7 protein-coding genes and 2 riboswitches are annotated in these 15,659 nt (G+C 41.3%); of the genes, 5 read left to right on the top strand and 2 right to left on the bottom strand.

Annotated elements, in window-relative coordinates; genetic code table 11:
- The first annotated feature begins 3 nt into the window (after nucleotides 1-3).
- The 3 genes from R2Q80_RS11590 (at nucleotide 4) to R2Q80_RS11580 (ending at nucleotide 6,104) form a co-directional block, all read left to right on the top strand.
- Nucleotides 4-1,905, top strand: a complete 1,902-nt coding sequence (locus R2Q80_RS11590; RefSeq protein WP_316799770.1) for a glycoside hydrolase family 97 protein — start codon at nucleotides 4-6, stop codon at nucleotides 1,903-1,905.
- 33 nt (nucleotides 1,906-1,938) lie between these two features.
- Nucleotides 1,939-3,174, top strand: coding sequence for an L-fucose:H+ symporter permease (gene fucP, locus R2Q80_RS11585; RefSeq protein WP_316799769.1), 1,236 nt, complete (start codon nucleotides 1,939-1,941; stop codon nucleotides 3,172-3,174).
- 167 nt (nucleotides 3,175-3,341) lie between these two features.
- Complete coding sequence (locus R2Q80_RS11580) at nucleotides 3,342-6,104, top strand: hypothetical protein (protein WP_316799768.1); 2,763 nt, start codon at nucleotides 3,342-3,344, stop codon at nucleotides 6,102-6,104.
- A gap of 781 nt (nucleotides 6,105-6,885) precedes the next feature.
- Here R2Q80_RS11580 and R2Q80_RS11575 read toward each other — a convergent pair.
- A complete protein-coding gene (locus R2Q80_RS11575) occupies nucleotides 6,886-7,776 on the bottom strand; it encodes a heparin lyase I family protein (RefSeq protein WP_316799767.1) in 891 nt (296 codons plus the stop codon).
- A 20-nt stretch (nucleotides 7,777-7,796) separates the two neighbouring features.
- The gene (locus R2Q80_RS11570) at nucleotides 7,797-10,100 is read right to left on the bottom strand and encodes a beta-galactosidase (RefSeq protein WP_316799766.1); all 2,304 of its coding nucleotides are present in this window, start codon (nucleotides 10,098-10,100) and stop codon (nucleotides 7,797-7,799) included.
- A 428-nt stretch (nucleotides 10,101-10,528) separates the two neighbouring features.
- On the opposite strand from R2Q80_RS11570, the gene R2Q80_RS11565 reads away from it, so the two are divergent.
- Both R2Q80_RS11565 and thiC read left to right on the top strand, forming a co-directional pair.
- On the top strand, nucleotides 10,529-12,295 hold the full coding sequence (locus R2Q80_RS11565) for a DUF1349 domain-containing protein (RefSeq protein WP_316799765.1): 1,767 nt from the start codon (nucleotides 10,529-10,531) through the stop codon (nucleotides 12,293-12,295).
- A 372-nt stretch (nucleotides 12,296-12,667) separates the two neighbouring features.
- Nucleotides 12,668-12,755: riboswitch (TPP riboswitch) on the top strand.
- Between the two features lie 267 nt (nucleotides 12,756-13,022).
- Nucleotides 13,023-14,906, top strand: coding sequence for a phosphomethylpyrimidine synthase ThiC (gene thiC / locus R2Q80_RS11560; RefSeq protein WP_316799764.1), 1,884 nt, complete (start codon nucleotides 13,023-13,025; stop codon nucleotides 14,904-14,906).
- 608 nt (nucleotides 14,907-15,514) lie between these two features.
- Nucleotides 15,515-15,612: riboswitch (TPP riboswitch) on the top strand.
- The last annotated feature ends 47 nt before the right edge of the window (nucleotides 15,613-15,659 follow it).

Below are 15,659 nucleotides of genomic sequence, written 5' to 3'. Positions count from 1 at the left end.
AATATGTTCAATATCAAATTTTGCCTTGCCATTCTGTTAACATTATTCTCATTGGAAAATGGGTTCGCAACTGAAATTGTGCCCGGTTCTGAGCAAATCTTAAGCTCACCGGACCGAAAGTTAACTTTGAGTTTTTTTCAGCAAAATGATCACAATAAACGAAGCTTTTATTACCATCTTAAATATGAGAATAAGGAAGTGATTCTACCTTCCAAACTCAACTTGGAACTCGATAACCACTTGTCTGAGCTCGCTATGGCATTAAAGGTAGATGTCCATAAAGAATGGTTTGAGAATTTAGAGATTAAAGCGGCCAGTAGAACTCAGCGCGATTCCGTATGGAGACCTATCTATGGCGAGCAGTCCAGTATTCGTGATCAATACAACGCTTTAACTATTGAAACGGTCAAGGACGATCATCCGATGTATAAGATGAATATTGAGTTCCGGCTTTACAATGAAGGTTTAGCAATGCGTTTTTATTTTCCTGAAAATGAAAAAGGGTCTTATTTTAAAGTGATATCGGAAAACACAGAATTTACGATGCCTGATGGGAGTTTGGCATGGGTAGCGAAATGGGCGCAGGCGCCCTATCGGAAGTTGCCTCTTGTTAACTGGCCGGAAGAAGCCGAAAGACCGATGACCCTTCAGCTTAAAAACGGATTATTTGCATGTCTGGCAGAAGCTGGAATGGTGGATTACAGCCGAACAAAATTTAAGTTGAGTGGAACAAAGGCAAATACCATTGTTACCGCTATGGATAGTCCTGTTGATTTGATTTCGCCTTTCGTCACACCTTGGCGTGTAGTAATTATAGCAGAAACCCCCCAGCAACTCGCTGTGCGAAACCATTTAGTTTTAAACCTCAACAGAGCTAATAAGATTGAAAATCCCAATTGGATTCAGCCGGGTAAGATCATGAGGGTCATGTCGCAAACAACCAAGGATGCATTGGATAATATTGATTTTGCGCGTCAACGAAATCTCCAGTATATACTTTTTGACTGGAAATGGTATGGGCCTGCATTTAGTTTTGATTCAGATGCAACCAAAGTTGCAATCAAGGATTTTGACCTTCCGGCGATTATTAAATATGGTAAAGAGAAAGGAGTAGGTGTTTGGTTATATGTCAATCAGCAGGCCTTGTTGGCACAAAGTGATAGTTTATTTTCAGTATATAGGAAATGGGGAATAGCTGGCGTAAAATTTGGCTTTGTGCAGGTAGGTTCGCACCGCTGGACCACTTGGATACAAAAAGCAATACAACAGGCAGCGGCCAACCATATTATGGTAAATATACATGATGACTGGAGGCCAACAGGGGAGCAACGTACCTGGCCTAATTTAATGACTGCTGAAGGGGTAAGGGGGAATGAGGAAATGCCGGATGCTACACACAATACCATATTACCTTTTACCAGGTATATTGCTGGTGCAGCAGATTATACAATTTGTTATTTTGACAAGCGTATCAAAACCACCCATGCACATCAATTGGCGCTGGGTGTTATTTATTTTAGTCCCATTCAAACCCTTTACTGGTATGATAAGCCATCGGCTTACCAGAATGAACCCGAGCTCGAATTTTGGGACAGACTACCGGTGAGTTGGGATGAGACCATTGTTTTGCAGGGTATGCCCGGGGAGTTTATAACTACCGCCCGGAGAAAAGATAAGGATTGGTTTATTGGATCCATCACTAACAATTTTGGCAGAGTAGTGAAATTAGATTTCAGTTTCCTCCCTAAAGGAAAAAGGTATACTGCAAAGATTTTTTCGGATGATGATTCTATTCATACACAAACTAAAGTTGCCGTAAATAGCATGACTGTAAATGCATCGACAGTGTTGTCTGTACATTTAAAACCATCGGGTGGTCTCGCCATCTGGCTTTCTGAAAAATAATAATCAAAAAATACGACACAGACCACAATAAACATGTCACAAAAACCAGCTTTCACAGACAAAAAATATCTATTTACGTTTATCCTTGTTACTTCCTTATTTATGTTGTGGGGAGTGGCCCATTCGATGAGCGACGTCCTCAACAAACACTTCCAAAATGTACTTAACCTCTCTAAGGCACAGTCAGGATTAATCCAGCTGTCTGTATTTGGAGCTTATTTCGTTATGAGTATCCCTGCTGGGATTTTTCTTAAAAAATTTGGCTATAAATCTGGAGTAATTTTAGGACTTGTTCTTTTTGCGACCGGTACTTTTCTTTTTGTACCCGCTGCCACTGCCAGCTCATTTGGCTTCTTCAGGATTGCGCTCTTTGTCCTGGGCTGTGGCATGGCCACACTGGAAACGGTAGCCCATCCTTTTGCTGCAGCACTTGGGGATCAGCGTACGAGCGATCGCAGGGTGAACTTTTCCCAATCATTCAATGCAATTGGTGCCATTATAGGCCCGGCCATTGGAACCTATTTTTTGCTACGGGCAACATCTGGCGAGGGAACAACTATGGACTCGGTTAAAACCCTTTATGTCGGGTTGGGTGGTTTCATTGTGGTGGTTGCTATTGCTTTTTGCTTTATCACAATCCCAACACTAACTGCTCCTCAAGCAATCTTGCATGATGAGACTGAACTTGAAGCTAGAAATATAGATGCAGCACCACTAAAGAAGCTTTATCGGCATAGTCATTTTGTGTGGGCAGCTGTGGCACAGTTTTTTAATGTGGCGGCACAGGCAGGCACTTGGAGTTATTTTATTAATTACGGTCATGAAAAGATGGGATTTACCGATGAAAAGGCTGGCAACTATATGGTTTTATTTATGGCTATGATGGCCATCGGACGCCTCACTGGGACTTATCTTATGAAATTTATTTCACCAAATAAGATTCTGGCCGCGTTTGCATTTTGTAGTATGGTCGCATGTGTTATCGTAGCCCAAAGTTGGGGATGGATATCATATGGCGCCCTGTTTAGCTTAAATTTTTTCTTTAGTATCATGTTCCCGACCATTTTTAGCTTAGGACTAAAAAATCTGGGTAAGCATACTCAACAGGCCTCTTCGTTCATTTCAATGGGTGTTGTTGGAGGAGCTGTTTTACCATACTTTATGGGAAAAGTGGCCAATCACGATGTAGCACAAGCCTACTATTTGCCTATAGTTTGTTATTTTGTTATTTTTCTTTTTGGATTAAGGTTATATAGGGTCAAAGTATAAACAGGCTATTTATCTACTTCCGATTGATTAGAATGATCAGTTTGTTCTAAGTTTTCAAGATATGTTCGCCAGCTTATTAATTCAGCAATTTAAGTACATGAATTTAGAGCGATTTGCAGTGAAAAGAGAAAGTTTCTTTTAATTTATGAATCCAAAAATAGGTTTCGATGATAAAAATTTTTTTCACCATTATATTGGTTTTGTCAGGGGTGGCCACTCAATTTCTCAGCGCGCAGACCCACCCAATCATTTTTGCCACTGGGCAGGATCGCAGTAGTATTTTAGAAAAGATCAAGCATCAGCAGTGGGCCAGTTTATCCTTTAATAAAATTAAGGCTACTGTAGATCCCTATGTGAATAGACATCAGGCGGACCCGAAATGGATTATATCAAAGATGTCAATGTACTGGAAGGATGGTGAACACTTCACGCAATGCTATCTGGAAAACCTGCAATGGGCGCGTGGGGAAGGTAATGCACCAGTTCCGACGGTTAGAATGCCGGGCATGCGGGTTTGGAACGAGTACGTTAATGTTCCACTAGCGGACCGTATTTCATATAATGAAAGCGGAGATATGCGCGCCATCAGAAAAACACCCTCTGGAGACCAGATTGATCTGGTACCGTATAAAAAATCCGGTCACCTTATCCGACAAAATAATAACGAAATCCTAACTCTTGCGGAAAAGTCAGCCTTTATCTACTGGCTTTCAGGAGACAGTCGTTACGCGAAGTTTTCCGCCGATATTTTCAGTACCTGGCTCCTGGGAACTTATTATATGAATCCTATTCTTGATCCCGGAAAATCTTCTGGAGGGCCGGGAGGCTATGCTCCGGGCGGTACGCTTGGATATTATGATTATGAACAGATTCATGATGATCTGCAAACTCATGGTGCAATAATCTACGATTTTCTTTACGATTATCTTCGTGATAATGAACCGAAGATAATCCATGTCACTGGAAAATCTCTGAGGGAAATCGCTGCAACTGTATTTAGAAGGTTCATTGATATCGGTATGGTTAGAGGAGGTAAGAGCGGTAATTGGAACATCAATGGCTGGGAAATGATGATGCCATCGATATTGGTGCTGGATACAGACCTTTCATATGCTGATGGTCATGGCCGTGATTATTATTTAAAATATTTCACTACGACCTCAACTCCATATCATAACGCACTTCCTGATATTTTAAAGGATTATGATCCGGTAACGGGACTTTGGGCGGAGTCGCCCGGCTACGCTTTGGGTACCATTAACTCTGTATTAAATATGAGTTTGATGATTTACAAAACTGGTGTCAATACTATTGGTGAAAACCCAATGATTCAAAAAGCCGCTATGGCTATTTTTCCATGGTTGGATGCCCGGGGGAATGTGGTCGTATTTGGCGATATGCGGGGAGGACCAGGAAATTTTAACTCCTTTGAACGCCTGTTGACCTATTATTATTGGAGAAATGATTCACTTAATGCTTCAAAAGTTGCTTCTGCTTTAATCAAGGGTATTAGCCAGGGACATTACAACAGAAATGCTACCGATATCAAAGGCCTTTGTTTAAATGTCCCAGAGATTCCTGAATCGAAAGATAAGATTGATTATGATAGGATCGCCTATAGTGCCGCCCACAGGCATTTGGTTTTAAAAAATGGGGATGACATTGCTACAGGATTAATGGCCACCCTGTATGGAGGGTTTAATAAAAAACAGCATCTTTCGCCCAATGGACTGGCGGCTCAATTCTATAACGACGGATGGGCCATGGCACCTGATGCCTCGGGCTATGAGTCTTATTGGACTGCTGACTATAATTACCACCAAACTGCAACCGGCAGCAATACCATCATACCTGGCTATAGTTTTGGAGAAATTAAAATCAATGCTTCTGAACCATATATAGACAGTTTATCCTTTACAAACTCAAAAACAGTTTCAGATATGGTTTGCTTTGCAGATGTTTCAGCAGCAGAGAAAAGACGAGTAATCGCATTGGTGAGGACTTCTGCCAAGACCGGTTATTATGTGGATATTTTTCGGTCAAATCAAAATTCTAACGATTACCTTTACCATAATCTTGGAGATTTTTTTCAAATAAAAGATAGTTTAGATTTTCCTTTAAGACTTAATGCTAAACCCTTAAACCGCGTTGGTGAGCCCGGCTTTGCGTTCTTTAAAAATTCGAAGTCTGCCTATTATAATGGGGATTTTACAGCTTGCTTCAAGGCGCTTTCCTCAGAGCCGACATTGTCCATGGACATGCATATGAAGGGAGAAGATGGTCGCGAGATTTTTGCAACAGAGGCGCCATATACTACAATCATCGGGGCTGTCACACCCAATAAAATTAACGCCGCACCTGGCACTACACCCATGCTCTTGATAAGACAAAACGATAAAGATGGCTGGCAAAGCCCATTTGTTGGTGTATTCGAGCCTTATAGTAAAGATCCTTCGATTGTAAAGGTTTCCTTTCCTGATTCTCCGCCAGGCATGGAGATTATTAAAGTTGATCAGCTGCATGCCAGCCAGTATATCATTCATTCGGTAGATAATTTGAAGAAAAAAACCCTAAGCGGGAATATTGATTTTCAGGGATGTTTTGGATTAGTTTCACTTCTTGATGGGCACTTGGATTATTTGTTTTTAGCAAAAGGAAAATCTTTAAGTTTTGAAGGAATAGAAATCAATGCCGCTGAAGATATCTCTGTATGCTTAACAAAAACTGGAAAATTTTTGACTTATTCTTCTACAGGTCCATTTAAGTTAAAGATACCTACTGACCGCGGATTCAGAACCCGGATAATACAGACTGTCAAAGTTACCCAAGAGGAAAAAGAAATCCAGGTACCTTTAATCAGATCCGCCGACCGGAAATCCATGTCTCTGACATTACCAATGGGGCATAAATTAATGTTCAGGATGATGTAGTTATTTGTACATTAAAACACTTTTTTATGAGTGGCAGTTGACTTTATCCTTGGGATAATTAAGAACAATTGTATAATGGTTTCCAAAAAGCGTTGTTAAAAACTGCCTGAGATACCATTTATTGCTAATCCGTATTACTTTAACATGTATCAACAGATGCTCCGGTTTTGCATAATCATCTGCGATTGGTTGTTGCCTTTTTTGTTATTGACCAGTATAAACTTTCAGTAACTTGAAATCATGGGCTATTTTTGCTTTGTCAATTCAAAAAAGATTAGTGATACGGAGGATAAATTTAATATTACAAAAAAGAGGTCATTGGTTCCGTTGCTATTCTGAGGGACCACCATTCACAAGGTAAACATCGGATATTAAAATCGTAAATTGTAAATCCAATAAATTGTGAATTTTAACAGTCACTGGGATTCAGTAAAATGTTGATGAGCTGAATGGAGGTGAATATCCTATACAAATTAATTGCATATGGTCGTTTTCTGGAAGGATCACAAGGGATATAAATGGAAGGCCCCAATCCAGGTGGCCTTCCGGTCTAACCAAATATTTACCTTAGCTAATGATTATCCGCTGCAGTGTTCTATCAAGACACCAGCTTTTAGTTTGAATACTCAATTTTATTTCGATATCAATCAACTTTGAGATGACTGCCTGATATTAAAGGACTGATTGTCCTTGCAGATGCTTGTTTAGCTAGCACCGTATACTGAATAGATCCATTAAGACCATTTTGGCTTAAGTTCACGGTTTTTTTCAGGATGCTGCTTTATAAATTTGGATTAACGGTCTCCCATGCATCTGATGGATTTCCCGCAAGCTGGCTCACATTGTCAAAATATATTGTTCTGCTTTCATTAGCCGTGTAGTTGCCGTCGTCCCAATTATACATCCCAAATTTGAGTCCGATTGGCGAATTCGCATCCAAAGTATCATTAACCCAGGTACCAAATCCAAAATTGATATTTGTAGCCTGATAGGTTGGCGTATTTTTACCTGCGCCAGCATACCATACCTGAACCAAACCTGTTCCGTTATTTGATGCTCGGAAATGGATAATGAAATCTTTCCAAGCATTTCGCTGAATACTTCCCGTGATTTGAACTTCCGTGTTGCCGGTTGTTGCACAGTTACCGCGGTACACAAGCCAGAGTGCATTATTTTTGACCTCAAGCATTGCTGTCCAGGAAGCACATCCACCATTAGAGAAAACCTGCGCAATGGTTTGGGATTTGTTGGTTGGAAATGCTGTCGAGGATAAATAGAAATGAAATCCGTACCATCCATCCTTATAAATATTCAGGTCGCTGCAAGCTTCTGCACCACGGTCCATTCTTGTACCATCATAGCCTGTCTGGGTCCAATAAAACTTCATACACTTCTGTCCATTAAGGGTGAATGCCTGCCCATAAGCCGGATTTTGTGTTGTACAGATGGAAAAAGGTGAAATGGTACCATCCTCAAAATCGCTCTCTTTTTGAGTAGTTGAATTGATAAGTGACGATTGTTGAATGGTCTGTGATGAAATCAACGATGCCTCGCTAATTAAACTTGCGTTGGATTCAATGGCTCCCGTTTTTCTGCAGGAAAAACTGCAGCCCAACATAACCATAAGTGAAGGCACTAAGATCAGCTGTTTGATTTTAATTTGTTTGCTCATAAAAATATATCTTTGAAAGATTAGGGGTTAGCGGTAGTGGTCTGATGTGCTTGACTTGTGAATTCGGCACTTTCGCTCTCAGGTACAACGAGTAATGTGCTGATATTTATTGGCCGGTCTGCTTTGCTTAAACTGATAGAGATGATATTTTGCTTTCCTTTACCAAATTCTAACCAGCACTCTGGCAAGAAAAAATTAGTTTGAGGACCAGATTGCCAATAACGGCCGATGCAATGACCATTAAGATAAATGAATCCATTTCCGGAGGCTTTAATTTTCAGATGCCATGGATACCATACCCCGGATGTTTGATCTGGTAATTCAAAGGTGGCCCTGCTCCAGGTCAGAAGTTTTGTATCACTAAGGGTTTTGACAGTATCCAAGTTGACTGCGATCCACTCTGATTCCAGTTTATAGTCTTTCGATGAATAGTGTTCACCGTTCTTCTTTTCCTGATAAGCGAACTGTAAGGGAACTTGACGACCATTAACTTCAAGTCCTTTAGGTCCGTTAAGCCAATGTTTTTCCAAACTAGCATTAGTATGGTGATGTAAGCCCTTATTTTGGAACAACAGGATCACCTCATTCTCATGATCTGGCATCTGAAAAGTTATTGATTCCCTGTTCTGGGAAACTGGTACTAATATCTTTCCGTTTACCCAGGCTGTTAAAGAATCGGCTTCAGTTGCGTTAACGACTTTTTGTCCAATACGCTTAACTGAAAATTTCGCAAAAGCCGGAACTGTTGCCTTGTAATAGATGTAATGGCGTCCATATATGCCAAAATGATCAACCGTCTGTCCCAATTTCAGCGGTATCCATTTTTGTGGTAGGTCATCTGGTTTAAGCTGAATATTATTTATTGTAATGGTATCAGCATGGATAGTGGGGCGTTGTAAAGGATCAGGCAACTTTGGATACCATTCTCCTTTTGTTTGCGCAGTGGCATTTGGTGGCAGGTAAAATATCTTCGATCCGAATGCTTCGAGGCTAAAATCAAAGTTAAACCTCGAATCTTCACCTTCCTTTATTTCAATGTTCCCATAGTGATTACGGCTGTGTTCCTCTGTACGTACGAAAAAATAACGGCTGCCGTCTTTTCCTCTGCGAAGTGTGACCTTAACTGTCGAGTCAGATGATTTTGATGTTATTTTTGTAATTTCACTCCGCAATAGGTTATTACCATGCTCTTTTAAAAACTGTCCGATTGCTGTTAGCCTGCGATAGCGTTCATTCACTGCTCCATTCTCCTGTATGGCTGCCCCGAAATCATATGTTGTTGTTGTCTGTCTGGAAGCCCAGTCATCAAAGTTTGTCCCACCACAAAGCATGTAGAAATTGATTAGGCTATAACCGCGCTGCAGTGCATAAAGGGTTATGTTTTGTGTTTGAACTGGCGCGGTACCATCCTGATCCTTGCTCAGTTTTCCTGAAACTTCAGAATACCATCCACCTTGTAGCTCCATAGTCATTAAAGGTAGATCGGACTGTGTACGTTCCTGTATGGAGGTAAGTCTTCCGAAAACTTTTTCAATTTCCCATTTAGGGTAAGCATTTACAAAATCGAGTACACCTTTGAGAGGGCCTGTCTCTACTTTACGCGACTGATCGGTCCAGCAGGTAAAAATGGGAACATCGATCCCACTGGATCTGGCTGTTGAGGTAAGTATTTCCAAATATTCTTTTTTAATATTCGGGGAAAACCATTTGATACGGTTATATTCATTTTCTACTTGAAAAAGAATTACGCCAGAATTTCCAGAAGTCTTTTGAGTAATCTGGTGGGGTTTAACTACTTTGCAGACGGCATTGTACCAGTGTTTATTCCATTTGATATACTCAGAATCAGTTCCCTGCAGCCAGACCTCCGAAGCTAAATTTTTAGGTCTCTTTTGGGCAAGCCATTGTGGGAATCCGCCACCATCCCATTCCGCGCAAATGTACGGACCGGGCCTTACAGTGATATATAATCCGAATTTCTCTGCCATGCTCATCCACTCCTCCAGGTCAGATAAGTCGATCTGGCTAAAATCATTTTCGGATTTTGGCATCTTGCGCTCATGCCAGTTCCAGGGTATATAACTCTCTACGGCATTGAATCCTGCTGCTTTGATTTTCTTAAATCGATCACTCCAAAGAGGTTTTGGTATCCTGAAATAGTGAAACGCCGCGCTATAAATGAAGGTGTCTTTTCCTTCGATTTGCATGCACTTTGAATCAAAGCTAACCGTTCCGCGAGTTGAAGCGGGCATACGTTGTGCATTAACCGTAGTGAATATTAATGTGAAAAGAAATGCAAGAATTGACTGATATTTTTTAATCATTTTGGGTTTCCTATATAGTTCCTTATATGACAGCAAAATCAGCTCATCATACTCTATTGGTTTGAGAAAATTGAGAAAACCTTACTTTTGCACTTTAAATGCCTTTTTTTGTAGGCTCAACTGGTCGATATCAAGCGAATCACAGATGAATTGAAATGCCTGTTGAAAAATTTACTAGTCATGTAGTGTAGGATCAACTGCGTAAGAGCTTTAAAGGGAGACTCATAGCGCTCGAGTTTAAATTTCAAGCTCAACTGTCCAGTACGATGAGTATGGGAAAAGATTCCGATTGTCTATGTATCAGAACAACGAAGATCGTAGTCTTAGCCAGTTAGTGTTGTTCAAAGCTTTGTATTCGAAGACTCAGCCTGTTTGTATCAATAGTCTAATAACTTAAGCCGATCAATAACCAATATAAACCTTTAACCATGAGAAAAAAACAACGAAATATTTTAATATTATTCTTTTTATTAATTGCGGGTGCGTGCACTAAAAAGAATGTAGAAGTGACGCAAACAGAAGTCATCCCTCCAAAAGAAGTGGGCGGCACAACCCTGACTGGTAGCTTTCGCCATCCAGGGATTGCATTCAGCAGTTATGATCTTGAGCGAATGAAGGCCAATCGTACAGTTGCGCCATGGTCTACAGGATATAATTTACTTGCATCCAGTGCACAAGGGTCTCTTAATTACACGATGATGGGCCCGTATGCTACGGTTGGTCGAGAACCAAATTTGAATTTGACTCAGTATGAAAGTGATGCAAAAGCGGTGCTCTATCAGGCAATCCAATTTTATGTGACCGGAAATAGTGCATACGCGGCCAAGGCGCTTCAAATCCTAAATGCCTGGACGACAACCCATACCTCTTGGTCAGGTGGGACACCTTTCCTTGCCGCAAGCGATTATGGTTTGAACTTTATAATCGGAGCTGAAATTTTGCGATATAACTATACTGGCTGGAATAGTGCGGCAACGACAAATTGCGAAAGTTATTTTGCCAATATGCTTTGGCCCCTTTTCGGAGTTAGTGAAAATTCGGAACTTAGGGCGGCAAATCAAGGGGCTGCTCAGCTCAAGGGGGCAATTGCGGTTGCTGTCTTTAACAATGATGCTACAAAATTCAATCAGGTCTTAGACGCATGGCACAATAATGCATGTGGAGGACTTGCTGGAACAACACTGGCTTCTGGTCAAAATGCCGACTCGGGGCGCGACCAAGCTCATGCATTGGGGCTGATCGGGAATTTTGCCTTTGTTGCTGAAACAGCCTGGAAACAGAACATAGATCTTTTTGGTGAGCTTGATAATAGGATTTTGGCTACCATGGAATACTTCGCTAAATATAATTTAAACAATTCAGTTCCCTTTACACCCTTTGGTGCGTGTTACGGATATTACACTTCAATGGGATCGGGGCAAGGTGCCTGGAACTGGCCTGTGGTATATGAGCTGATATACGGAGCTTATGCGATAAGGAAAGGTATCCCTGCACCATTTACCGATCAGTACCGAAACAGTATGGGCGCAACTGCGGAAACTTTTTTATATCGAAAGGATGGTGCAACTCCGCCTACACCCCCAGCCGCTCCACCGGCATCGCTTGCCCCTGCAGTTCCTCCAATAATGAATGCGGTAACCAATTTAACTGGGCTGGATATTGGTGCTGTTGGCGTATCCGGAAGCACGGCTTTTGCTAACGGCACTTGGACTATTAAAGGTTCAGGTAAAGACATCTATAATACTATTGATGCTTTCCATTTTGCTTACAGGGAAATATCAGGTGATGTGGTGTTGATCACCAAGGTTGCTTCGATTCAAAATACCTATGCCTGGGCTAAGGCTGGGCTAATGATCAGGGAATCTCTTTCACCAAATTCAAGGCATGCTACAATTTATATGGAGCCAGGGAATGCTGGAGCAGAATTTTTTAGGCGTAACGTCCTGGGCGGTCCTGCAGTTGACCTGCAAAAACATGATACTGCCGGTCCGGTACCATACTGGTTAAAAATGGTCAGGAAGGGCAATATGATTACCGCTTATCATTCTTTTAATGGGCTTATCTGGACACCCATGAGGTCGGTAAATCTTGCTATGGACGCAAAAGTATATGTGGGCTTGGTCGTTTGTGCAATCGATAATACAGTACTCAATACCTCAACATTTACAGATTTTTCTATTGGCTTGGGCGGATAATATATTTCATTTCCACCTTGAAAAACGGGCTACCAAGCCAGCTCAGGATTTCTAACTCTGCTGTACAGAGATCATATTTGTGATCTCTGTTTTATTTAGCAATATTAGATATTTTGTGGGTTTCAAATAGGGCATTTGTACGCTTGGGTATTGGCCTCATTCATCAGCCAGAATTTAAATTTTGCATCGAGAATGAAATTGATATACAAATCGTGTATTTGATGGCTGTGGCCTTCTATTTTTTCTTCTTGACAATTTCTAGGCGAAATCCGATTGTAATATCTAATTATTAACTACCATGGCCTTGGTGAATGCAACTGCTAAGCATAACAGCTGTATATTTGGTATCAAACTTTTTTCGGCTATATTTACAAAAAACTTTAGGGGTGCCTTGTGCTGAGATATACCCTTTGAACCTGATACAGTTAGTACTGTCGAAGGGAAAAGTAGAACGCAGTTCCAAAGCGCTTCTTTTAAGTTCCGTATTGGGCTTTCCTATAGTTTTTCCAAATGATCAAATATGGAATTAACTGTTCACAATCGGAAATATTTTCTCAATCATAACTCTTCAAGGATGTGTATGCCCGCTATGGACGGGATCTGGATTTTGAAAATTATAATTACCATCCATCAGACCGTTTTCGAAGATATGGCTTGGCAGCGCACAAATCTTCATCTACAGAGAATTATATTCATCACTACTGCTTAGCGCAGATAAATCATTAATATGAAAAAAGAAAAGTTACCAGATCAAAACCTGATCAGCAGAGATCCCTTTCCAAACTCCTGCAAAATATTCGTTCCCGGGAAAATTCACGATATACAGGTGGCAATGAGGGAGATAAAACTTAGTGAAACCAAAATTCACAGTGGGTTTGGCATGAGCTCGAATAATCCATCGGTAACTGTCTATGATTCCAGTGGTCCCTATACAGACCCAGATGTAGCTATTGATATTAGAAAGGGATTGCCCCGGATGCGAGAGCGGTGGATCACTAACCGAGGGGATGTTGAACAATTATCTCAATTGTCCTCAGCTTACGGCCAGGAACGGCTTGAAGATGCCCGGTTGGATGAATTGCGATTTGACTTTTCCCACAGGCCTTATAAAGCAATCCAGGGTGCTAATGTTTCACAGATGCACTATGCCAAAAAAGGAATAATTACTGCCGAAATGGAATATATTGCTATCCGGGAAAACCAGCAAATTGATCTCATTAATGAACAACTGGAAGGCGATGCTCGAACGATGAACCATCAGCATCAAGGGCACAGTTTTGGAGCTAACACGCCCAGAAAATATATTACTGCAGAATTTGTCAGGCAAGAAGTTGCTTCGGGACGAGCAGTAATTCCCTGCAACATCAATCACCCTGAACTTGAGCCGATGATCATCGGCCGAAATTTCTTGGTCAAGATTAATGCCAATATTGGTAATTCTGCAGTGAGTTCTTCTATTGAGGAAGAAGTCGAGAAGGCCGTATGGGCGTGCCGCTGGGGGGCTGATACGATCATGGATTTGTCAACAGGGAAAAATATACACGAAACCCGGGAGTGGATTATTCGGAATTCACCTGTACCAATAGGGACAGTACCAATATATCAGGCACTGGAAAAGGTAAACGGTAAAGCAGAAGATCTAAGTTGGGAGATATTTCGAGATACGCTCATCGAGCAGGCGGAGCAGGGAGTTGACTATTTTACTATCCATGCGGGTGTATTGCTTCGCTACATACCCCTCACTGCTAAGAGAATTACAGGCATTGTTTCCCGTGGGGGCTCGATAATGGCGAAATGGTGCCTGGCCCACCATAAAGAAAATTTTCTCTTTACGCATTTTGAGGAGATCTGTGAGATCATGAAAGCTTATGACATTTCTTTTTCGCTGGGCGACGGGTTAAGGCCTGGCTGTATTGCCGATGCAAACGATGCAGCGCAGTTTTCCGAGCTGGAAACGCTCGGCGAACTGACTAAAATAGCATGGCAGCATGACGTACAAACTATTATTGAAGGACCCGGACATGTGCCGATGCATTTAATCAAAGAAAATATGGAAAAGCAGCTTGAATGTTGTCATGAGGCACCGTTTTATACCTTGGGTCCATTGACTACAGATATTGCGCCGGGTTATGATCATATCACCTCAGCTATTGGAGCTGCTATGATAGGTTGGTTCGGCACAGCTATGCTGTGTTATGTTACCCCCAAAGAGCATCTTGGGCTTCCCAACAAAAAGGATGTGAAAGATGGAGTAATCACATATAAAATCGCAGCCCATGCAGCGGATTTGGCCAAAGGCCATCCCGGGGCTCAATACCGTGATAATGCTTTAAGTAAGGCCAGGTTTGAGTTCAGGTGGGAGGATCAATTCAATTTATCACTTGACCCGGATACCGCGAGAGAATTTCATGATGAGACCCTACCGGCGGAAGGGGCGAAAATCGCCCATTTCTGTTCAATGTGCGGGCCTAACTTTTGTTCCATGAAAATCACTCAGGATGTTCGCGAGTATGCTGCCGCGCAAGGGGTTGGTGAGCAGGAGGCATTGGAAAGGGGTATGCAGGAAAAATCAGGGGAATTCACCAGAAATGGAAACCAGATTTACTCGTAAATGATATAGGTTATACCAGGATGCTGCCCTTACACTTTGAGGATAAAGCAAAGTTTAATTGCGCTTTTTGCTGTGTGATTATAATTAGTCCACCGCTAAAAAAAATGGCATCCTGGGATATTCAATTATTATTTGAGTCAGTTAATATATATATATATATATTATCCTGTATGAATTTATTTGACTCGTCTGGCCTTACTTGTTCAAGGTCAGCCTGACTAAAGAAGATAGGTTAGTGCCTAGCAACTAAATTAAACCGAAAGCAGCACAGCGGAAAATGGCTTGAAAATTTGCTTGTGATTTGATGCTGGATTACAGGGCGGTATCGCTTGAAAATACCAATATGAATGAGATAACCAGTTTGCTTTGTTGGCAGACGAAAGGGCAGCGATGTATGAAAATTGATTGGATGCGTTTGACGGATAATATTTAGTAAGCCCTTTCAGGATGTTTCTTTAAATTGTTTTGAGCTGTTAAAGCTCGTTATGGTGAGGATGTAATTTAGTTCATCATTGTTTGCTGCCGTTTTGGATAATTAACCTTGGAGGTTAATACCTGAATTATTTTACTTTTGGCGCGATGGTAAATATGACCTATATTGCGGCATAAATAAGCTTTAGGGGTGCCTGCAATTATCTGGCTGAGAATATACCCTCATAACCTGATCCGTGATCATACCGGCGTAGGGAATAGTTTGTCTGCAAGAAATTGCATGTGATGCATCCGGCATTTGGCGGCTCCTAAAGTTCAAAT

This window comes from Pedobacter frigidisoli (genome assembly GCF_032678525.1).
Taxonomy (GTDB): Bacteria; Bacteroidota; Bacteroidia; order Sphingobacteriales; family Sphingobacteriaceae; genus Pedobacter; species Pedobacter frigidisoli_A.
This window is presented reverse-complemented; position numbering and strand designations above follow the sequence as displayed.